Raw genomic sequence first — 20,315 nt, forward strand, 5'->3', positions numbered from 1 at the left:
CCCCGCACAGGGGCTTTTTCTCTGCCCAAAGGAGGGCGAATGGACGCACAGACACTATCCACCGCGATGGGCTGCCCCCTGGCCCGCGCCACCGAGATGCTCCCTGGCATGGAGAACGCCATGCGGGCGGCGAACATCAACACGCCGCTGCGGGCTGCGCACTGGTGCGCGCAGATCGGCCACGAGAGCGTGGGCCTGCAGTACATGGAGGAGATCGCCTCCGGTGCCGCGTACAACGGTCGCGCCGACCTCGGGAACACGCAGCCTGGTGACGGTCCCCGCTACAAGGGGTCCGGCCCAATCCAGTTGACCGGCCGGAACAACTTCCGCGCCTTCACCCGCTGGGCCAATGCCCAGGGCCACACGACCATCGACTTCGAGGCCCAGCCACAGCTCGTGCGGAGCAACCCGAAGTGGGGGTTCCTCGCCGCCTCCTGGTACTGGACCGTCGCACGTCCACAGCTCAACAGCCTGTGCGACGCCGACAACCTCGACGGCGTCACCCGCGCCATCAACGGCGGAACCAACGGCATCACCGACCGCCGAACCCGCCTCGCCCGGTGCAAAACACTCGGCACCCGACTACTCCCGTCAGGAGGCGCCCCCGTGGCACGCTTCCACCCCATGAAGCCAGACACCTACACCGTGTCCTCCGGCTACGGCCCCCGCTGGGGCACCCACCACAACGGCCTCGACTTCGCAGCCCCCGTCGGCACACCCATCTACGCGCCCGCCGACGGCACCGTCGTCCAAGGCTCCGACCGCGCCCAAGGCTCCGTCTCCGGCTTCGGCTCCTGGATCTGGCTCGACTGCCAATCCAGCGTCGGCAAGGACTTCATCTTCGGACACGTCCAGCACTCGGGAATCAAGGTTCGCCGCGGGCAGTCCGTCAAGGCCGGCCAGCAGATCGGCGTCTCCGGCAACGAGGGCCAGACCACTGGCCCGCACCTCCACTTCGAGGTCTGGGGATCGCCCGGCCGCACCGGCGGTCGCCACGAAGACCCCGCCGCATGGCTCAAAGGCGCCAGTGCACCGGGCGGATCGACACACACAACGACTCCACCGAAGGAGAACACCGTGACTGACTACGCACGCCTTGGGCTTGAGCAGCTCGCCGGATCTGGCCACAAGGACGGGGAACCGACCTTCACCGGCTGGGGCATCGAAGACCTCATCACCAAGGGCCGCGAGAACCTGCAGAAGTACGGGTCGGCGACCGTGCCGCAGATGCTCGCCATCGCCCACGCCGACGAGCTCCGTGCCATCATCAACGAGGGGAAGTAATCATGAGCGAACAGAAGCGTGAATCGAAGTGGGCTCAGGGATGGTTCATCCGCCGCGCCTGCTACGCCATCGTCGGCCTGGCGCTGCTCATCCTCGCCGGCTTCGGCCTGATCGAGGAAGGCCAGATCGACAGCATCACCGCCTCACCGTTGCTCGGCACAGCGATCGCGTGGATGGCTGCCGCGAAGACCAACCCCGGCAGTGACTCGACGACCACGAATGCGGACGTGGAGGTGTCGCAACGGGCACGCGCCGAGCTGGAGGCACAGATCGCGGCGCTGCAAGCTCAGATTGGTGAGCAGGTGCAGTCCGCGGTGTCCGGGGTGGTGGACCTGCTGCCGGACCGGGTGCAGGATGCCGTCCGGTCGGTGTATGACCAGCCCTATGGCCGCCATGACATCGACGCAGAGACCGTGGTGCCGGACACCGCCGGGCCCGGCACCTACCCCGGGGGCCAGTGATGCGCGGCGCCTGCGCGCTGGCTGTGCGCGCCTTGTGCTCGGGGTGGGTGATGCTCGGCCTTATCGGACTGTCCAGTGCGGCTCGCGGGTTCTTCTACCTGCCCGCCGTCGTGCGCGACTCCGACCGCCTACCCACCGTCGAGGCCTTCGCCCCGCTGTGGGTGTGGGCCATCGTCTGGATCACCGGCGGGTCCATCGCCGTGGTGTGCGCCCTGGTACGCCGGTGGATGAGCCTCGGCGTCGGCCTGATCGTCGGCCTGCCCGTGATGTGGGCCGTGCTCTATCTCGGGGCGTGGCTCACCGGGGAGAGCAGGGGCGGCTACGTCACCGCCTTGACCTACGGGGTGGCAGCCTTGACCATCACCGCGTACTACGTGCTGCTGAGCCAGAGGGGAGGTGGAGCACCATCGACATCGACGGAAACGCCGTCATCCTCGCCGGCTCCATCCTGAGCCTGATCGGCATCATCGCCACGGCCATCTACCAGCTGCGCGGCAAGTCCGCCGAGCAGGGCCCTGAGTGGTACAAGACCCTGTCGGCAGAGGTGCGCCAGCTTCGCGCCGACATGGTCGATATGCGCCGTGAGATGGACGGGATGCGCACCGAACTGTCAGGCCTGCAGATCTGGAAGACCTCCGCGCTCGCCCTGATCCGGCAGCTTCTCTCCAAGGTGCACCCGGACGAGCATCCGGCGATCCCGCCGGAGTTGCGGGAGGACCTTGACCACCCCGCTCACTAGCCCCTGTGGGTAGTAGTTTTGCCTGGGAGTGCGCTATGGTATCAGTGTGCGGGGAGTGATGACCCACGTACAGCAGATGCGCCAGCATGCATCGGCCTTTTCGAGGATCCGCGCACCGACTCCCTCCTGTGGGACGGTGCGCGGTTTTCTTTTTCACCGTGGCCAGCGACAATACGGAGGCAAGACCCCTTTTTGGGGGTGTGTATTATCCCCGACGTAACACCTTCAGGCTTCTCAGCGGTAGTCTCGGTGAAGCAACGGAGCAAGAGCCTCGTTGCAGCCATATACTTCTATCGAAAGGCATTACCATGCTGGAAATCATTGGAACCATCGTCGACGCCGTTGCTACTTTCTTCACCGGGGCCATCGACCAGGTCGCCGGGTCCATCGGTCGCGGCTAGGCCTAGTAGCCTCAACCGCTTCGGCGGTGTCTGATCCCCTCCGGGCTTCGGCCTGGAGGGGGTCTTTTTGTGTTCCGTGAGTTTTCGGCCTGTATCCTCGGTTACGGGTCGGCGCCAACGTCGGCCCCGTCGGGATTGTGTTGTCCTGGCTCCTTGGGTGCCCCCTCGCGATCGATTGGTCTCTGCCGCGAGGGGGTATCGGGGGTCACGCGTCATGGTCGCCGTTGCTGGTGAATTCTCACGAGAACCTGCACCATCCCCCGAACTAGCGCCCGTGCGGAGTAGGTTGTCCTGGGATTGCGTTACGTTGAGCGTGTTCGGGGACGGATCGATCACGCGCAGCAGATGCTCCAGCATGCATCGACCTTTCGGGACTCCGCGCACCGACTCCTCGCAGTGGGGTGGTGCGCGGTTTTCGTTTATGCCTTTTGCCCTGCGACGACGACGCATCGGCACCCCTTTTTGGGGGCGTATGTTATCGGCAGCGTAACGAGTTCAGGGTCCTTATCGGAAGGGCCGGTGAAGCAACGGAGCATGAGCATCGTTGCAACCATGTACTTCTATCGAAAGGTATCCCCATGCTGGAAATCATCGGAAACATCGTCGACGCCATCTCCGGTTTCTTCACTCAGGCCATCGAGCTCGTCCGCGGCTCCATCAACTAAGAGCCCGTCGCCTCTGGCGACAAAAGCCCCCGCACTTCGGTGCGGGGGCTTTTTGCGATCCGGGGACACCTCCGCCGGCCCCCGGTACGCTCAGTGGGGGCGGGGACCACCGGGGCCGCCCCGCCAGGGTCGAGCGCCGTGGGCACCCCCTCACAGTTCCCATGTGCAGCTCCCCGACAGCCCCCCATCGACTTCGCGACGGTGGGGACTCCTCATTGTGTTGGGACAACTTTTACCGTTCTTGGTTGGCGACCGACGTTTGGCGACTATGCTCAACAGTGCGGGAGATAGGTGAACACTTGACCCTGCCGGCCCCCACCGTCTCCCCCGACGGTGGGGGTCTTACTTGCGTCCGGGGGCCCGCGCAGGTCGGCCCGTGCCCGGCGCGAGGGGAGGGGCTCATCCCGCATCCATCCCATAGGAGACCCGCGAGACCCCCATTTCGACGCGACTGGCGAGACTGGCGGGAACGTTCTGACCTGCATCGATGATAAAACCACTGGTGGACAATCCTGACCAGTCGTTGCAGGTGAAGCAGTGGGCGAACAGGGCGACCGGGACGCCGGCCTCACGGAACTCCTGCGGGGACAGCCCGCGCGCGTCGCCGGGCAGGTCCACGGTGCCGGTGATCACGGGCACGGGGCGTCCTGCCACGTCGGCACCGCGGAACTCGACGTCGACGGAGGTCACGCTTCTCGAAGTCACCCGGCCCACAGTAGTGCCCCGCGGTAATGCCGCAGTAGTGCCCCAGTGGTGTGCCGCACGGGCGCGTGCCGACTATCCTTGCAACCGACAGCGTGCGAAGCACGACCCCTGAGACATGCAGCAAGCGGAGGCGAGGATGGCCGGATTCGGCTGGTTCTGGAAGGCCATGGGTTCGTCGGCGACGGCGAACCAGAAGAAGTCGAAGACGATCGTGTCCGAGTCGGCGAAGGCCGTGGAGCGACTGTCCGGCGCCACCGACGCCGAGGTCGTGGAGATCGCCCGGTCCTGCGTGACCGCCGGAGACACCCCCTCGGTGGACGACGCACCGCTGCTGCTCGCGGCGATGCGGGAGGGTGCCGAGCGCACGATCGGCATGCGGCCGTTCGACGTCCAGCTGCAGGGCACCCTGCGCATGCTCGTCGGTGACGTGGTGGAGATGGCCACCGGTGAGGGCAAGACCCTCACCGGTGCGATGACCGCGGTGGGCTACGGCCTGCAGGGGCGCAAGGTGCACCTGATCACCGTGAACTCCTTCCTCGCCGGCCGCGACGAGCAGTGGATGGGCCCGCTGCTCGATTTCTTCGGCCTGACCCACGGCGCCATCGCCGAGGAGTACGGGGCCGACGAGCGCCGCGACGTCTACTCCCGTGACGTGGTCTTCGGTGCGGTCAACGAGATGGGCTTCGACGTGCTGCGCGACCAGCTGATCACCCGCCGGGAGGACGCGGTGCGTACCCCGGCCGACGTGGCGGTCATCGACGAGGCGGACTCGGTGATGGTCGACGAGGCGCTGGTGCCCCTCGTGCTCGCCGGATCTGAGCCGGGGCCCGCCCCGACCGGCCAGATCACCGACCTGGTGCGCCGTATGGAGGAGAACCGGCACTTCACGGTCTCCGGCGACCGCCGCAACGTGTTCCTCAGCGACTCCGGTGCGCGGTTCGTGGAGAAGGGCCTCGGGATCGAGTCCCTCTACGGTGCCGGTGACGATGCCCGTGCTGCCAGGGACGCCGGGGATGCCGGGGACGGTGCGGATACAGAGGACGGCGCGGATGGTGCAGACGCTGTGGACGCTGTGGAGGCGGTGGACGGTGCGGACGCGGGTGCCCTGCTGTCGCAGGTCAACGTCGCGCTGCACGCCCAGCACCTGCTGACCCGCGACGTGCACTACATCGTGCGCGACGGCAAGGTCGCCCTCATCGACGGCTCGCGTGGCCGCGTCGCCGAACTGCAGCGGTGGCCGGACGGCCTGCAGGCCGCCGTGGAGGCCAAGGAGGGCCTGCAGGTCACCGACGGCGGGCGCATCCTCGACCAGATCACCGTGCAGGCGCTGCTCGGGCTCTACCCCCGTAAGTGCGGCATGACCGGTACCGCGGTGGCCGCCAGCGACCAGCTGCGCCAGTTCTACGAGCTGTCCGTCAGCGTCATCGACCCCAACCTGCCGAACCGTCGATTCGACGAGGCCGACCGTGTCTACACCACCGAGGAGCAGCGCGACGCCGCCGCCGTGGACCACATCGTGGAGGTCCAGGGCACCGGTCAGCCCGTCCTCGTCGGTACCCAGGACATCGCCGAGTCCGAGAGCGTGGCCGAGGCTCTGGCCGAACGCGGCGTGCAGTGCCGCGTGCTCAACGCCAAGAACCACGAGGCGGAGGCCGGCATCGTCGCCGAGGCCGGACGCGCCGGGCACGTCACCGTGTCCACGCAGATGGCCGGCCGAGGCACCGACATCCGCCTCGGCGGACGCGACGAGGACGACCACGAGCACGTCGTGGAGCTCGGCGGCCTGCACGTCGTCGGCATCGGGCGGTTCCGTTCCCAGCGTCTGGACAACCAGTTGCGTGGGCGTTCCGGGCGTCAGGGTGACCCGGGCTCCTCGGTGTTCTTCGTCTCCCTGGAGGACGACGTGGTCAACACCGGCGGTGCCGGTGAGGAGCTGCGCGCCGAGCCCGGCGAGGACGGACGCCTGGAACAGCGCAAGGTGCTGCAGTTCATCGACCACTGCCAGCGCGTGGCGGAGGGCCAGATGCTCGACATCCACGCCACGACGTGGAAGTACAACAAGCTGATCAACGACCAGCGTGAGATCGTCGACGACCGGCGTGCCAAGGTGCTCGACACCGACACCGCCTGGCAGGACCTCAGCTACCACGACGTGGAGAAGGCCGGACGCCTGCAGGCCGAGGGCATCCCCGAGGAGGTGCTGGAACAGGCGGCCCGGGAGATCATGCTTTACCACCTCGACGTGGAGTGGAGCGACCACCTGGCCTACCTGGACGACATCCGTGAGTCGATCCACCTGCGTGCCATCGCCCGCGAGAGCCCGATCGACGAGTTCCACCGGATGTCGATCGCCGCCTTCGGCGAACTCGCCGAGCGCGCGGTCGCCAAGGCGAGGGAGACCTTCAGCGAGGTCGAGATCACCTCCGAGGGGGTGGACCTGGCCGGCCAGGGACTGCACAAGCCGAGTGCGACGTGGACCTACATGGTCAACGACAACCCGTTGTCCAGCACCGGAGGCAGCGTGGTCGGCTCGATCGCGGCGATGTTCCGGTAGGGTCCGGCAGGTTTCCGGTAGGGTTCCGGATAGCCGCACGACCCCGCCGCACGGTGGGGGTACCCGGTTTCGGCGAGGCTTTCCGTAGTCTCGCGGGGCCGCCGGGTAGTATGGTGGGAAAGGCTTGCAGGCGTACCGTCTGCTCTTCTCATCGGCTCCAGCCGCGACCTGCGGCCGGAGCCATGGTCACACTGCAACAGATTCCAGGAGGAACTGAAACATGAGCGACAACACCGGGATCCCGGAAGCATCGGTCGAGACGACCTCGGTCTTCCGTGCTGACCTCCTCAAGGAGATGGAGACCGGTGCGCAGTCCGAGTCCGCACCGGCAGGTGTGGAGGGTCTCCCGTCGGGTTCTGCGCTCCTCGTGGTCAAGCGTGGGCCGAACGCCGGTTCACGGTTCCTGCTCGACCAGGACACGACCGCGGCCGGCCGCCACCCCGACAGCGACATCTTCCTCGACGACGTGACCGTCTCCCGTCGCCACGCGGAGTTCCGCCGCAACGGTGAGGAGTACGAGGTGGTCGACGTGGGAAGCCTCAACGGCACCTACGTCAACCGCGAGCCGAAGAACTCCGCCGTGCTGAGCAACGGCGACGAGATCCAGATCGGCAAGTTCCGTCTGGTCTTCCTCAACGGCACGAAGGACGCCTGAGGTCCACCCTCTTCGGTAGTATCACCCCTGTCGACACCACGTCACCGGACCCGCACCTGATGTGAGGAGCACTGTGTCAGCGAACGCCGCAGCCGCCGGGCAGCCGCAGCCTGAGTCCCGGCCCACCGCCGGGCGGGTTCTGCCCACGTCGTCGATCGGGGACGTCCTCAAGCAGCTCCAGCCGGACTTCCCGGACGTCACGGTCTCCAAGATCCGTTTCCTGGAGTCTGAGGGGCTGGTGACCCCGCAGCGCAGCAAGTCTGGTTACCGGCGGTTCTCCCCGGAGGACATCTCGCGGCTGCGCTACATCCTGGCCAACCAGCGCGACAGCTTCCTGCCGCTGAAGGTCATCAAGGAGCAGCTCGAGGCGATGGACTCGGGCAAGGTCACCCCGGTGGACTCGCGTCGTTCCGTGGCCGGCACGGTCACCCCCGAGCAGTTCCGTCAGGCGACCGTCCGACGACTGACCCGGGCGGACGTCGCCTCGCGGGCGGGGGTGGAGGACTCGGTCGTCGCCTCGCTGGTGAAGATCTCCCTGCTGACGCCGGACGCGGCGGGGTTCTTCTCCGTCGACGACGTCGACGTGGTGCGCATCGCGGCGAAGATGGGGGAGTACGGGATCGACCACCGGCACCTCAAGACACTGGTCACCCAGGCGCAACGGCAGGCGGACCTGGTCAACCAGGTCGCCGGGCCGGTCGCGCACGGTCGTGACGAGAACGCCCGGGAGCGTTCCGCCGAGGTCAGCCGGGAGGTCAGCGCCCTGGTCGTCTCACTGCACGCGGCGCTGATCAAGGGGAAGCTGCCTCACTGACGCCGGTTCCTCCACGCCCCCGGCCACGGACCGTGGCCGGGGGTTCTCTGTTTTTTCCGTGCATGACACGCGTGTTGTTACACGGGTGTCGGGTGAATTCTCGTGTTAGCATTACCCTCGACCTCAGGTTGAGGGTCAGGGATGCGGATCCCCCGGGTGAGGTTTTCGTGCTCACCTGTTGACTCCACGGCCATCCCGTCTAATCTTGAGAGCAGTGAATCACAGGTGTGCAAGCAGACACGCCGAACAGAGGAGAATCAGCATGGAGCGCAGTGACGCCCGGGGCGAGTCCGGACACGAGCAGGGCACGACGCCCGCCGGCGAGGCTGTCCCGGCACCGCAGCAGGACACCCTGTTCGACGTCGAGGGTCCCGACCAGGAGGTCGGCTACCGGGTGACCATCGCCTGCCAGGTCGCCGGCATCACCTACCGCCAGCTCGACTACTGGGCACGCACCAAGCTGGTGCAGCCGTCGATCCGCACCGCACACGGCTCCGGCTCCCAGCGCCTGTACTCCTTCCGCGACATCCTCGTGCTGAAGATCGTCAAGGGCCTGCTCGACACCGGCATCTCCCTGCAGAACATCCGCCGTGCCGTGGACAAGCTCGGCAACCTCGGCGTGGACGACCTCGCCGGCATCACCCTGGTCTCCGACGGCAAGACCGTCTACGAGTGCCGCTCCGCCGAGGAGGTCATCGACCTCCTGGCCGGTGGACAGGGAGTCTTCGGCATCGCCGTGCCGGGCCTGATGAAGGAACTCAGCGGCACGATCACCGCCTTCCCCTCCGAGCCGGCCGAACCCGTCGTTCAGCCCGACGGCGCCTTCGACCCCGCCGACGAGCTGGCCGCCCGCCGTCTGAAGAAGTCCTCCTAGCCAGATCTCTCAGCCCAGAGGCACATCCGCCAACACGCCCGCGACCCTGCTCAGCCAGGGGGACGCGGGCTCAGCTGTAACTGATTCCCCTGTGCCTTCTGCATCGGCCTTCTCCGCGAAGTCAGCCGCAGCCCGGGCCTGGTTCTCGTCCACCGCAGGGGAGGACCCGAAGGCCACCAGCGGGAACTGCACCTCGCCGACGGTGGCATCGTTTCCGCCAGCCTGCTCGCCGAGCAATGACGCCGAGGAGAGCACCGGCAGGTTCTCGTCCACGGCGGCCTGAACGTCCGGCGCCGCCCGCAGTGCCTCCAGCGTGGCGTCCGACTCCATGTCCAGGGGGACGCCGGCCGCTTCCGCGGCGAGGGCGGTGACCATCGACGCCGCACCCGTGGGCAGCACGGCGCGTGCCACGTCGGCGTCGGCCCCCTCGGGGACCCGGTGCACCAGGTCGTCCGACCCCACCACAGGCACCTCGTTCGGCGCGCCGGAGAGCCCCGAGATGAAACCGGTGCCGGCGGGGATCCACACCGGGGCGACACCCGGCTGCCCACCCCGGTAGGCCAGCGTGGCTTCGGCGGTGGAGCGTACCTCCACCGACGCGGTCACACACCGGTCCCGGACCACGGGTTCGGTGTCGTTGTAGTCGGCGACCAGCTGCCGGGCCACGTCCTCGGCCGCCGGGTCCGCCCACACGGTGAGCTCCTGATCGCCGTCGATGCAGGCGCCCTCGGCCTCGTCGGAGGACTGCCGGGAGGCCAACACGAACCACCCCACGACCAGCGCGACGACCAGGATCACCGCCACGAGGGCGAACCACACCCACCCGGCCACCCGGACCGGGCTCTGCGCTGCGCTGTGTCGTGCCATGGTCAGTCTCCGTTTCCTCGGGATGCCCGCTGCGTGGAGCGGAAGAAGTCGTCGATGATATCCACCAACGCCCGGCGCAGCACCTGGCCGCGCTCGGCGAAGTCACGCTGGCGGCGCACGTACTCCGCCCGTCCGTCCGGCGTCTCCACCGCGACCGGGGTGAAACCCCAGGCGGAAAGGTCGTAGGGGCTGGCCTCCATGTCGGTGCGGCGCACGTCGCACGCCAGGCGGAAGGTGTCCAGCCACAGCTCCCCGGGCACGAGCGGCCCGAGTTTCGTGGCCCACTTGTAGAGGTCCATCGTGGCGTGAAGACAGCCCGGCTGCTCCATGTCGGCCTGCGTCTCACGGGTGGGGTTCAGCGTGTTGCGCGGCACGGCGTCCTCGGTGAAGAAGCGGAAGGCGTCGATGTGGGTGCACCGCAACGTATTGGCCTCCACGACCCCGTCGGTGGCCTCGCGTCCGAGCCGCAGCGGCTCGGGGTGACGGGGTGCGTCCCGGTAGACCATCGCCCACTCGTGCATGCCGAAGCAGCTGAACCGCGCCGGACGCCCCAGCGTGGATGCCAGCAGGCGGCGCATGTAGGTGAAGCTGGTGCCGCGCTTGGCCATCAGGGCGTCGGCGTCCAGCTCCCACAGCGCCGTTCCGTCCGGCGCGGTCGTCTCCCGCAGCGTCCCGGCGGTGCCGGGACGCTCGTCGCCGTCGGCGACCAGTGACACGCCGAAGCCCGGGTTCCAGCGGCCCAGCTTGCCCGGCGTGACCGGGTAGTAGGTGTACATGAAGTCCCAGACCGGGTGACGTTCACCGCGGGAGCGGCGTTCCCGACGCCCGGCGGTGAGTTTGTCGACGGTCGCGCGGTGGTGTTCCTGGCGTGCGCGCCACTGCTGCGGGGTGAGCACCGTGGCGGTCAGGTCTCGCGTGTCAGTCGTCATGGGTCCAGTCTCTCACCGTTCCCACGAGTTCCTCGATCACGTCCTCCAGGGTGATCACCCCGACGACGACCCCGCCGTCGGAGATCTGCGCCATGTGCGAGCTCGTGCGGCGCAGCTCCTTCATCGCGTGGTCGAAGTTCACGCCACCCTCCACCGTGATCAGCGGGCGGATGTCGTGCTCGTCGACGAGCTGGTCGGGGCCCGTCGAGGCGTCCAGCAGGTTGTCGAGAACGTCCTTGACGTGGATGTAGCCGAGGTAACCGTCGTCCGTCCCGGTCACGGGGAAGCGGGAGTAGCCGGTACGCGACACCGCCTCTTCGACCTGGCCGACGGTGATGCGTCCGGTGGTCTCGTCGACGGCGATGGTGTCGACGTCCGACAGCGGGATCATCACCTCGCTGAGCGTGCGCTTCGAGGAGTTCAGCGCCTTGGACAGGCGCGTCGCCTCGGACGGGCCGATGAGCCCCTCGGAGCGGGACTCGGCGATCATCTGCGAGAGCTCCGAGGGCGAGACCGTGGCGTCCAGCTCGTCCTTCTGCTCCACGCCGACCATCTTCAACGTCACCCGGGCGATCCAGTTGAGGAAGACCATCACCGGGTGCACCAGACGGCAGAACAGCAGGTGAGGGGAGACCAGAACCGTGGCAACCGTCTCTGGGCCGGCCAGCGCGATGTTCTTCGGCACCATCTCACCGAGGATGATGTGCAGCACCGTGACGATGAGCAGCGAGATCGCGAACGCCACCGGGTGGAGCAGGTTGTCCGGCAGCCCCACGGCGTGGAACGGTGCCTCGATGAGGTGCGCGATGGCGGGCTCGCCGACCTTGCCGAGCAGCACCGAGGCCACGGTGATGCCGAACTGGGCACCGGCGAGCATGATCGTGAGGTGCTCGGTGGCGTAGAGGACCTTGTCCGCCCGACGGTTGCCGGCGGCGATCATGTTCTCCAGCCTGTCGCGGCGTGAGGAGATCAACGAGAACTCCACGCCCACGAAGAAGGCGTTGAGGCCGAGCAACAGCACGGCGAAGGCGATGGCCCAGAGGTCACCCATCCTGACCACCTCCCTGTGCGGATTCCGTGTTGTCGGTGTCTGTGCCGGTATCTGCGCCGCTGTCAGGCACCGGGCGCAGATGCACCCGGTCGACACGTCGGATGTCCATGGACTCCACCGTCGCCTCCCAGCGCACCGGGTTACCGTCGGTCATGCGTTCCATCAGGTCGCGTTCGCCCCGGGGCAGCAGGACGCGGTCGCCTTCGACCGGGATGCGGCCCAGCGTGGTCATGATGAGTCCGCCGAGGGTCTCGTAGGGGCCGTCCGGGGCGATGTAGCCGCAGGCGTCCTCCAGCTCGTCGCAACGCAGCAGCCCGGACACGTCCCAGAACTGCCCGCTGCGCTGGACCTCGGAGTCCTCACGGTTGTCGTGCTCGTCCCAGACCTCGCCGAGGATCTCCTCGACGACGTCCTCGATCGACACGATGCCGGCGGTGCCGCCGTACTCGTCGACGACGAGCACGAGTTGCGAGCCCGCCGAGCGCACCAGGTTGAGCACGGCGTCGCCGCCCAGGCTGGTGGGCACGGTGGGAACTCGGCGGGCCAGGTCACGCACCGTGGTGGTGGCCCGTTCGTCCGCCGGCACGGTCAGGGCGTCCTTGACGTGGACGACACCGATGGTCTCGTCCAGGTCGCCGTTGACCACCGGGAAGCGCGAGTGACCGGACTCGTGGGCCTCACGGATGAGGTCGAGTGCGGTGTCGGTGGTCTCCAGGGTGTCCACGGTGGATCGCGGGGTCATGAAGTCCTCCGCGCTGGTGTCGCCGAACTTCAGCGAACGGTCGAGGATGCGCACCTTCGACTGGTCGAAGCCCTCCGCACCGGTGGAGTGCCGCACGAGGGCGGAGAGCTCCTGCGGGGAGCGGGCCGAGGCTAGCTCGTCTGCGGGCTCGATGCCGAAACGTCGCACGATCATGTTCGCCGCGTTGTTCATCAGCTGGATGAACCGGTGGAAGACGGTGTTGAAGATCCACACCGGCCGCGTCAGCAGCCGTGCGGTCTGCAACGGGTTGGCGATCGCCAGGTTCTTCGGCACGAGCTCGCCGAAGACCATCGACAGGATCGTGGCGATGACCAGGCTCAGCACCAGCGCCACCGAGGTCGACGCGGAGGCGCCGAGCCCGACGAGTTCGAGCACCGGGGTGAAGAACTTCGCCAGGATCGGTTCGGCGAGGTAGCCGGTGGCCAGGGTGGTCACCGTGATGCCCAGCTGGGTGCCGGACAGCATGAAGCTCAGGCCGCTGTGGGCCTTCTTGACCATGTGCGAGGCGGCGTCGCCGCGTTCGGCGATGTCGTCCTCGATCGTCGAGCGCTCCAGGCTGGTCGTGGAGAACTCCACGGCCACGAAGATCCCGGTGCCGGCGGTCAACAGGACGAAGCCGACCAGCCCCAGGATGCTGAGCAGGATGTCCATCCCAGTCCTACCTGTCCAGCCCCAGCTCGCCGAGGTAGGCGGTGAGGCCGTGACGGTCGAGCACCCACACGGTGGGGCTCACCCCGGCCTTGCGCATCATCTGCTCGGTCTCACGCCGGGTATCCGCGGTGGTGAGCGTCAGCACGGTGCCGGACTCGCCGGCACGGGCGGTGCGTCCTGCGCGGTGCACGTAGGCCTTGTGCTCGGCCGGCGGGTCGATGTGCACCACCAGGTCGACACCCTTGATGTCGATGCCGCGGGCTGCGATGTCGGTGGCGACCAGCACCGTGGCACGGCCGTCGGAGAACTCCTCGATCGCCCGGGTGCGGGCGCCCTGACCCTTGTTGCCGTGGATGCCGACAGCGGGGATGCTGTCACGGACAAGCTTCTTGACTTGACGATCGACGGTGTGCTTCGTCCGCATGAACATGATCGTGCGGGTCGAGGCACGCCCGAGCTGCAGGACCACGTCGTTGCGGGCGGTCTTGTCGTCCACCACACCGAGGAAGTGGGACATGGTGTCCACCTTCGCCCGGACCTCACCGGTGGAGTGCGTGATCGGGTCGTTCATGTACCGCTGGACGAGGACCTTGATGTCCCCGTCGAGGGTGGCGGAGAAGAACAGGTGCTGCGCATCCGCCGGGATGTGGTCGACGAGGCGGCGAACCTGCGGGAGGAACCCCATGTCCGCCATCTGGTCGGCCTCGTCCAGCGCGACGATCTCGACCTGGGACAGGTCGAGGGCCTTCTGCCGGATGAGGTCCTCGGCACGCCCCGGGGTGGCGACCAGGAGGTCGACCGGACGGGCCAGGGCGGTGAGGTTGCGCTTGATGTTCACGCCACCGACGACCTCGATCACACGCTGGCCGACGGACTCCGCCAACGGGCGCAGCCGTCCGGCGACCTGCTGTGCGAGCTCGCGGGTCGGCACCAGCACCAGTGCGCGGGGCTTGCCCGGGCGCGAGGCACCGCCGGTGAGACGGGTGATCAGCGGCAGACCGAAGGTGAACGTCTTACCGGAACCTGTCGGACCGCGTCCCAGGACGTCCTTGCCCGCCAGCCCGTCGGGGATGGCGGCGGCCTGGATCGGGAAGGGGTGCTTGAGCCCCTGCGCCGTCAGCTCCTTGACCACCGGGTCCGGAAGACCCATGTCGGCGAAGAGTACCGAGGTGTCCACGCCTGCGGCCGGGCCGGTCGGAACCGGTGCGGCGACCTTGGGCTGGCGGACCTGCTGCTGCACCTTCGGCTGCTGGTTCTTCTGCTGGTTCTTCTGGGCGGGGCGCTGCTTGTTGCCCTGCTGGCCGCCACGCTTGGCGCCCTGCTGCTTGTTGCCCTGCTGCTTGTTACCCTGCTGGCTCCGGTTGCCGGAACGTCTGCCGGGATTCTCGGAGCCGCCGGCGGTGCCTGAGGCACCCGCACGACTGCCCCGGACGACCTTACGGCGCCGGTTCTGCCGGTTCTGTCCACCGGCACTGGCGCTTCGTCGTCCTTCTGATTGACCTGACACGGGTTACGCTTCCACCTCGCTGCGGTCGGCGGACCAGAGGGTGTGGAAGTGACCGTCGCGGTCGGTGCGCTCGTAGGTGTGGGCACCGAAGAAGTCGCGCTGACCCTGGATCAGGGCGGCGGGCAGCCGCTCGGAACGCAGGGAGTCGTAGTAGGACAGCGAGGAGGCGAAGACCGGGATCGGCAGGCCGAGCTGCGTGGACGCCACGACGACCCGACGCCAGGAGTCGATCAGACCGCCGACCTCGGTGTTGAAGTACGGGTCCAGCAGCAGGGACTGCACACCGGGGTCGGTGTTGTAGGCGTCCACGATGCGGTTGAGGAACTTCGCGCGGATGATGCAGCCGCCACGCCAGATGGTGGCGAGGTCGCGGGGGTCGACGTCCCAGCCGTGCTCGTCGGAGCCGGCCTTGATCTCGTCGAAGCCCTGGGCGTAGGCCACCAGCTTCGAGGCGTAGAGCGCACGCCGGACGTCCTCGACGAAGTCGTCCTTCGAGACGCCCAGGGCGTCCAGCGTGGTGACCTCGCCGGAGGGCAGGTTGCCGGTGGTCGCGGCGCGCTGGTCGCGGGCGCCGGACAGCGCACGGGCGAAGACGGCCTCGCCGATGCCGGTGGTGGGGATACCCAGGTCCAGGGCGGCCTTGACCGTCCAGCGGCCGGTGCCCTTCTGGCCGGCGGCGTCGACGATGACGTCGATCAGCGGCTTGCCGGTGGCCTCGTCGGTCTGGGAGAGCACCTCGGCGGTGATCTCGATGAGGTAGGAGTCCAGGTCGCCGTCGTTCCAGGTGCGGAAGATGTCGGCGATCTCGGACGGCTCGATGCCCACGGCGTAGCGGAGCAGGTGGTAGGCCTCGCCGATGACCTGCATGTCGGCGTACTCGATGCCGTTGTGGACCATCTTGACGAAGTGGCCTGCGCCGTCCGGGCCGATGTGGGTGCAGCAGGGGGTGCCGTCGACCTTGGCGGAGATGTCCTCCAGCAGCGGGCCGAGGGACTCGTAGGACTCGACCGGGCCGCCCGGCATGATCGCCGGGCCGTTGAGTGCGCCCTCCTCGCCGCCGGAGATCCCGGCGCCGACGAAGTGCAGGCCACGCTCGGACATCTCCGCCTCGCGGCGGATGGTGTCGGTGTAGAGGGCGTTCCCGCCGTCGATGATGATGTCGCCGGGCTCCATGGCGTCGGCGAGCTGGGAGATCACTGCGTCGGTGGCGGGACCGGCCTGGACCATGATCAGGGCACGGCGGGGACGCTCGAGGGAGGCGACGAAGTCCTCCACGGTGGCGGAGGGGACGAAGCTGCCGGTGTCCCCGAACTCGGCCATGAACGCGTCCGTTTTGGCGGAGGTGCGGTTGTAGACGGCGACGGTGTGATCGTGGTTGGCGAAGTTCCGGGCGATGTTGGAACCCATCACCGCGAGGCCGACGACACCGATCTGTGCGGAGGAATCTGTCATGGTGCACCATGATAGCGCCCACCCGTCCATCTTCGCCCGCGGCGGTCCGACTGTCGCTAGACTCACCGGGAAACACACCGGAGCAGCCGGAGCACACGTACGTGAGGGAGAGACAGACAGTGACGCAGAACGACACGGCCACCGGGCAGAGTGCAGCCATGGAACGGATGCTGGAGCTGATGGGCTCGGCGAGCTCCTCGGAGCTCACCGAGGCACAGACCGCCGAGCTCTCGGAGATCTTCGCCACGTCGATCCCGTCACTGGACCGGACGCTGGGCCTGCGCTACGTCGAGTTCCTCCCGGAGGTCGTCGTGGAGCTCACGATCACCGAGGACCACGTGCAGCCCTGGGGCATCACCAACGGCGGGATCTACGCGACGATGGGGGAGTCGGCCGGGTCCTTCGCCGGTTACATCGCCGGCGGCGGCGGTCTGGTGATGGGCACCACCAACTCCACGAACTTCCTGCGCCCCTCCACCCCCGGCGACGTGATCCGCTCGACGGCACGCGCCGTGCACACCGGCCGGACCAGTCAGCTGTGGCGCATCGAGCACGTCAACGCCGCGTCCGGCAAGCTGTGCGCCACCACGGAACTGCGGACCGTGGTGGTGCCCAGCAAGTAGCGTTGGCCAGCCCCGGTGACCCCGGCAGCCGTCCGCTCAGCGGCGGTGCGCCTGGTCGAAGAACTCGAGCTCCCACCGCGAGGCGTCGAGGAAGGCGCGGGCGGCCTCGGCGCGCTGACGCGGACCAGCGGTGGCGAAGGCGTCCTCCACCAGTGAGATCGCCTGCCGGACGCCGGCGGTGAAGTCCTCACCGGAGTAGCTGTCCAGCCAGGCGGCGTAGGGGTTGTCCGGCGTGGACCCCGCGGCGAGATCCATCCCGACCTCGGCGTAGAGCCAGTAGCACGGCAGCACCGCCGCCGCGCCGACCACGTGGTCGCGCGACTGCACGCTGCGCGTGAGGTGGGCCGTGTAGGACGCCGTGACGTGGGAGGGGGCGACGGCGGGTGCGTCGCCCAGCCACGTGCGGTGCAGGGACGCCTCCTCCTCGAGGCACTCCGCGGCACCCTTCACCCAGAACAGCGACGACGCCTGGTCCGGCGCGGAGGCCGCCAGCGCCGCCAGCGCCGGGGAGTACTGCGCCAGGTACACGGCGTCCTGGGCGAGGTAGAAGTCGAAGTCAGCCTTCTGCAGGGTGCCTGCCCCCAGGTCGGTGATGAACGGCAGGGCGTTGATCTGGCTCACCAGTGCGGACTGGGCGCGCCACAGGGCCGTGGTCCACGGGCCGGCCCCGGGGATGTGGGGGGTGACCTCGTCGTGCGCGGCGCCGACGGCGGCGAGCTCCCCGGGGCTGTCCAGCAGCTCCGGGACACCTGCGGTGAGCTCCCAGGGGGTGGTGTCCGAGGCCGCGGCGAGACGCCGGGAACGGTGCGTGTGGTCGACCGGGCCGTTACCGGTGCCGACGTGCAGGTCGTCGGCGTGGCGGATGGCCTCGGACAGCCAGCGGCTGGACCAGTGCAGTGCCGTCGCGGTGTCCTCCCCGGCGGCGAGCCGGGTCGTCAAGGCCGAGGACAGCGAGCAGCCGGTGCCGTGGGTGTTGTGGGTGGTGACCCGGGCGACGGGCACGGTGGTCACGGTGCCGTCCGGGGCGACGACCGCGTTGTCCGCGGTGGGGCCGGACAGGTGCCCACCCTTGACGATGACGGTGGTGTCCAGGTCCGCGGAGAGCCGGCGCCCCTGCGACAGGGCCTCGTCCAGGTCGGCGGCGACCTGGGTGCCGCCGAGCACGGCGAGCTCGGCGAGGTTCGGGGTGATCACGTCGGCGGCCCGGCACAGCTCGACCAGGGCTGCCTCGGCGTCCTCGGTGAGCAGCCGGTCGCCGCTGGTGGCCACCATCACCGGGTCGACCACGGTCACCGGGACCGGGTGTGCGGCCAGGTAGCCGGTCACCGTGCGGGTGATCTCGGCGGTGCCGAGCATGCCGATCTTCACCGCGTCCACGGTGACGTCGTCGAAGACGGCGTCGAGCTGGGCGAGGAGGAAGTCGGTGTCGGGTGCGTGGACCTGCCGCACGCCGTGGGTGTTCTGTGCGACGAGTGCGGTGACCACGCTCATGGCGAAGCCGCCGGCCTCGCCGATGGACTTGATGTCGGCCTGTGCGCCCGCGCCCCCGGTGGGGTCGGTGCCGGCGATGCTGAGTACTCGGGGGATCATGTGTGGGCCTCACTCGTCTGGGGGCTGGTGCCGGTGTTCTCGTACAGGGTGCGCAGGTCGCGGGCGGCCGCGGCGGGGTCGTCGGCGGCCATGACCGCCGAGACCACGCAGATCCCCGCCACGTCGGACGCACCCAGCGCGGCGGCGTTGGCGGCGTTGACGTGGCCGATGGCCACCGACGGGATCCCCAGCTCCAGGGCGTGGGCGGCCAGGTCGTCGACGCTGCCGGGGCCGGTGACCCCGAGCGCGCGACCGGTGTCGGTCTTGGTGTCGGTGAGCTCCACCGGGCCCAGTCCGAGGACGTCCGGCGGACGCACCCCGTCACGCATGAGCGCGGCGATCCGGTCGACCTGGGCGTGGTCGTCGACGGACAGTCCGATCATCAGGTCGTCGGGCAACAGGTCCCGGGCGGTGGGGTAGTCGATGTCGTCCTGCCCGATGTGCAGGTGCAGTCCGAGCCGGCGGGCGGTGTCGATCCGGTCGTTGACGAACAGGGGCACGCCAGTTCCGGCGAGCACCTCGGCGAGCTCGGCGGCGCGCGCGGTGAACTCCTCGTCGCCGAGGGTCTTGTCCCTGAGCTGGACCACACTGACCCCGCCCTGCACCGCCCGGGCGACGACGCCGGCCACGGCGTCGCGGCCACCGCCGAGTTCCGGGTCGGTGACCAGGTAGAGACCCCAGTCCACGCGGGAAGGGGCGGGGACGCTCACCGGGGTCATTCGGCGGTCTCCATCGCCGAGACGAGCCCGGGGACCAGGCCCGGGTCCTGCGAGACGGTGTCGAGTGCGTCGAGCCAGGCGACGGCGAAGCCGCCCGGGCCGCGCAGCTGTCCCGAGTCGTCCCGCGCGGCGAGCGTGCCGGCGGCACCGACGTGGGCGTGGGCGGCGAGGACGACGTCGTGCGCGTCAGTACCTGCTGAGGCGGCTGCGCCGAGATAGGCGGCGGTGAGCGCGCCGAGGGAGCAGCCCGTGCCGATGACGCGTTGCATCATGGGGTCGCCGGAGGTCAGCCACGTGACCCGTCCGGTCGAGACGATGAGGTCGCGCGCGCCGGAGACCGCCACGACCCCGCCGGTACGTTCCGTCAGAGAGCGTGCGGCCTGCAGGGCGGTGTCGACCTCGTCGGTGGCGTCGACGCCGCGTCCTCCGCCGGAGCGTCCGGCCAGGGCGATGACCTCGGAGGCGTTGCCGCGCACGGCGGCGGGACGACGCAGGACGACCTCACGGGCGAACTCGGTGCGCGCCGCGGGGCCGCCGCAGGCCACCGGGTCGAGGACCCAGGGGGTGCCGGCGGCGTTCGCACCGCGCACGGCCTCGCGCATCGCGGTGTACTGGGCGGCGGTGGGGCTGCCGGTATTGACCAGCAGGCCCGAGGCCAGGGCCGCGAACTCGGCGGCCTCCTCAGGTGTGTCGACCATCGCCGGGGCGGCACCCGCGGCGAGGAGGACGTTGGCGGTGACCTGGGGGACGACCTGGTTGGTGATGCACTGCACCAACGGCTGGTCCCGACGCAGGGAACTGATGATGTCAACGGTGGTGGCGAGCGTGTCTGACACGGACCATCCCTTCGCTAGTTCGAACTAGAGCAGGTTCTACGGGTGTGATCTCAGCGCGGGTCGTTCCGCGCACCCCGAGTCTCAGCAGTCCAGCCTACCGTGTGTGCGCACACGCGAAAGCCCGGGGCCGTCGAGAGGGAACGGCCCCGGGCTTGATCCGGAGGTGCTAGCCGGA

The 20,315-nt window shown here is 68.7% G+C and carries 17 protein-coding genes, 1 pseudogene and 1 riboswitch; of the genes and pseudogenes, 9 read left to right on the forward strand and 9 right to left on the reverse strand.

Features of this window, described 5'->3' with window-relative positions; all coding sequences use genetic code 11:
• Positions 1–39: 39 nt before the first annotated feature.
• The 4 genes from ACT3S3_RS07975 (at position 40) to ACT3S3_RS07990 (ending at position 2,484) form a co-directional block, all read left to right on the forward strand.
• The gene (locus tag ACT3S3_RS07975; RefSeq protein WP_444626660.1) at positions 40–1,284 is read left to right on the forward strand and encodes a peptidoglycan DD-metalloendopeptidase family protein; all 1,245 of its coding nucleotides are present in this window, start codon (positions 40–42) and stop codon (positions 1,282–1,284) included.
• A gap of 2 nt (positions 1,285–1,286) precedes the next feature.
• A complete protein-coding gene (locus ACT3S3_RS07980; RefSeq protein ID WP_444626662.1) occupies positions 1,287–1,745 on the forward strand; it encodes a hypothetical protein in 459 nt (152 codons plus the stop codon).
• A 50-nt stretch (positions 1,746–1,795) separates the two neighbouring features.
• Complete coding sequence (locus ACT3S3_RS07985; protein ID WP_444626663.1) at positions 1,796–2,197, forward strand: hypothetical protein; 402 nt, start codon at positions 1,796–1,798, stop codon at positions 2,195–2,197.
• Between the two features lie 92 nt (positions 2,198–2,289).
• Positions 2,290–2,484: a hypothetical protein gene (locus tag ACT3S3_RS07990; protein ID WP_444626664.1), complete on the forward strand. Its 195-nt coding sequence runs from the start codon at positions 2,290–2,292 to the stop codon at positions 2,482–2,484.
• Positions 2,485–3,949: 1,465 nt separating this feature from the next.
• Here the strand turns inward: ACT3S3_RS07990 and ACT3S3_RS07995 are convergent.
• Complete coding sequence (locus ACT3S3_RS07995; protein WP_441579486.1) at positions 3,950–4,255, reverse strand: hypothetical protein; 306 nt, start codon at positions 4,253–4,255, stop codon at positions 3,950–3,952.
• Positions 4,256–4,391: 136 nt separating this feature from the next.
• Between ACT3S3_RS07995 and secA2 the strand changes: the two genes are divergently transcribed.
• The 4 genes from secA2 (at position 4,392) to ACT3S3_RS08015 (ending at position 9,152) form a co-directional block, all read left to right on the forward strand.
• Complete coding sequence (gene secA2, locus ACT3S3_RS08000) at positions 4,392–6,809, forward strand: accessory Sec system translocase SecA2 (RefSeq protein ID WP_301442623.1); 2,418 nt, start codon at positions 4,392–4,394, stop codon at positions 6,807–6,809.
• A 220-nt stretch (positions 6,810–7,029) separates the two neighbouring features.
• The gene (odhI, locus tag ACT3S3_RS08005; protein WP_075816070.1) at positions 7,030–7,464 is read left to right on the forward strand and encodes an oxoglutarate dehydrogenase inhibitor Odhl; all 435 of its coding nucleotides are present in this window, start codon (positions 7,030–7,032) and stop codon (positions 7,462–7,464) included.
• A 73-nt stretch (positions 7,465–7,537) separates the two neighbouring features.
• Complete coding sequence (gene ftsR, locus ACT3S3_RS08010) at positions 7,538–8,278, forward strand: transcriptional regulator FtsR (RefSeq protein ID WP_301442614.1); 741 nt, start codon at positions 7,538–7,540, stop codon at positions 8,276–8,278.
• Between the two features lie 262 nt (positions 8,279–8,540).
• The gene (locus ACT3S3_RS08015; RefSeq protein WP_301442615.1) at positions 8,541–9,152 is read left to right on the forward strand and encodes a MerR family transcriptional regulator; all 612 of its coding nucleotides are present in this window, start codon (positions 8,541–8,543) and stop codon (positions 9,150–9,152) included.
• A 9-nt stretch (positions 9,153–9,161) separates the two neighbouring features.
• Here the strand turns inward: ACT3S3_RS08015 and ACT3S3_RS08020 are convergent, their stop codons facing one another.
• The 6 genes from ACT3S3_RS08020 to gndA form a co-directional block, all read right to left on the reverse strand.
• Complete coding sequence (locus tag ACT3S3_RS08020; protein WP_301442616.1) at positions 9,162–10,019, reverse strand: hypothetical protein; 858 nt, start codon at positions 10,017–10,019, stop codon at positions 9,162–9,164.
• A gap of 2 nt (positions 10,020–10,021) precedes the next feature.
• Positions 10,022–10,948, reverse strand: a complete 927-nt coding sequence (locus ACT3S3_RS08025; RefSeq protein ID WP_301442617.1) for a 3-methyladenine DNA glycosylase — start codon at positions 10,946–10,948, stop codon at positions 10,022–10,024.
• On the reverse strand, positions 10,938–11,999 hold the full coding sequence (locus ACT3S3_RS08030) for a hemolysin family protein (protein WP_301442618.1): 1,062 nt from the start codon (positions 11,997–11,999) through the stop codon (positions 10,938–10,940). Before ACT3S3_RS08030 ends, ACT3S3_RS08025 begins: the two co-directional genes overlap by 11 nt.
• Positions 11,992–13,413, reverse strand: coding sequence for a hemolysin family protein (locus ACT3S3_RS08035; RefSeq protein ID WP_444614830.1), 1,422 nt, complete (start codon positions 13,411–13,413; stop codon positions 11,992–11,994). The genes ACT3S3_RS08030 and ACT3S3_RS08035 overlap by 8 nt, the downstream gene beginning before the upstream one ends.
• A gap of 7 nt (positions 13,414–13,420) precedes the next feature.
• On the reverse strand, positions 13,421–14,563 hold the full coding sequence (locus ACT3S3_RS08040; RefSeq protein ID WP_441579487.1) for a DEAD/DEAH box helicase: 1,143 nt from the start codon (positions 14,561–14,563) through the stop codon (positions 13,421–13,423).
• 360 nt (positions 14,564–14,923) lie between these two features.
• The gene (gene gndA / locus ACT3S3_RS08045; RefSeq protein WP_301442620.1) at positions 14,924–16,372 is read right to left on the reverse strand and encodes an NADP-dependent phosphogluconate dehydrogenase; all 1,449 of its coding nucleotides are present in this window, start codon (positions 16,370–16,372) and stop codon (positions 14,924–14,926) included.
• A gap of 119 nt (positions 16,373–16,491) precedes the next feature.
• Between gndA and ACT3S3_RS08050 the strand changes: the two genes are divergently transcribed.
• Positions 16,492–16,995: a PaaI family thioesterase gene (locus ACT3S3_RS08050; protein WP_367620299.1), complete on the forward strand. Its 504-nt coding sequence runs from the start codon at positions 16,492–16,494 to the stop codon at positions 16,993–16,995.
• Between the two features lie 36 nt (positions 16,996–17,031).
• On the opposite strand, the pseudogene ACT3S3_RS08055 reads toward ACT3S3_RS08050, so the two are convergent.
• Together ACT3S3_RS08055 and thiM are read right to left on the reverse strand one after the other, a co-directional pair.
• Positions 17,032–19,304, reverse strand: a pseudogene (locus tag ACT3S3_RS08055) (bifunctional hydroxymethylpyrimidine kinase/phosphomethylpyrimidine kinase).
• Complete coding sequence (gene thiM / locus ACT3S3_RS08060; RefSeq protein WP_444626666.1) at positions 19,301–20,140, reverse strand: hydroxyethylthiazole kinase; 840 nt, start codon at positions 20,138–20,140, stop codon at positions 19,301–19,303. The pseudogene ACT3S3_RS08055 and the gene thiM overlap by 4 nt, the downstream one beginning before the upstream one ends.
• Positions 20,129–20,227, reverse strand: a riboswitch (TPP riboswitch). Its footprint overlaps the gene before it by 12 nt.
• Positions 20,228–20,315: the final 88 nt, after the last annotated feature.

Source organism: Corynebacterium sp. AOP40-4SA-5, assembly GCF_052377355.1.
Classification (GTDB): domain Bacteria; phylum Actinomycetota; class Actinomycetes; order Mycobacteriales; family Mycobacteriaceae; genus Corynebacterium.

Coding starts and splice junctions, on each gene's coding strand:
- ACT3S3_RS07975 (WP_444626660.1), top strand. CDS start 40: ATGGACGCACAGACACTATCCACCGCGATGGGCTGCCCCCTGGCCCGC.
- secA2 (WP_301442623.1), top strand. CDS start 4,392: ATGGCCGGATTCGGCTGGTTCTGGAAGGCCATGGGTTCGTCGGCGACG.
- ACT3S3_RS08025 (WP_301442617.1), bottom strand. CDS start 10,948: ATGACGACTGACACGCGAGACCTGACCGCCACGGTGCTCACCCCGCAG.
- ACT3S3_RS08035 (WP_444614830.1), bottom strand. CDS start 13,413: ATGGACATCCTGCTCAGCATCCTGGGGCTGGTCGGCTTCGTCCTGTTG.
- ACT3S3_RS08040 (WP_441579487.1), bottom strand. CDS start 14,563: ATGGGTCTTCCGGACCCGGTGGTCAAGGAGCTGACGGCGCAGGGGCTC.
- ACT3S3_RS08015 (WP_301442615.1), top strand. CDS start 8,541: ATGGAGCGCAGTGACGCCCGGGGCGAGTCCGGACACGAGCAGGGCACG.
- ACT3S3_RS08020 (WP_301442616.1), bottom strand. CDS start 10,019: ATGGCACGACACAGCGCAGCGCAGAGCCCGGTCCGGGTGGCCGGGTGG.
- odhI (WP_075816070.1), top strand. CDS start 7,030: ATGAGCGACAACACCGGGATCCCGGAAGCATCGGTCGAGACGACCTCG.
- gndA (WP_301442620.1), bottom strand. CDS start 16,372: ATGACAGATTCCTCCGCACAGATCGGTGTCGTCGGCCTCGCGGTGATG.
- ACT3S3_RS07985 (WP_444626663.1), top strand. CDS start 1,796: ATGCTCGGCCTTATCGGACTGTCCAGTGCGGCTCGCGGGTTCTTCTAC.
- ACT3S3_RS08030 (WP_301442618.1), bottom strand. CDS start 11,999: ATGGGTGACCTCTGGGCCATCGCCTTCGCCGTGCTGTTGCTCGGCCTC.
- ACT3S3_RS07980 (WP_444626662.1), top strand. CDS start 1,287: ATGAGCGAACAGAAGCGTGAATCGAAGTGGGCTCAGGGATGGTTCATC.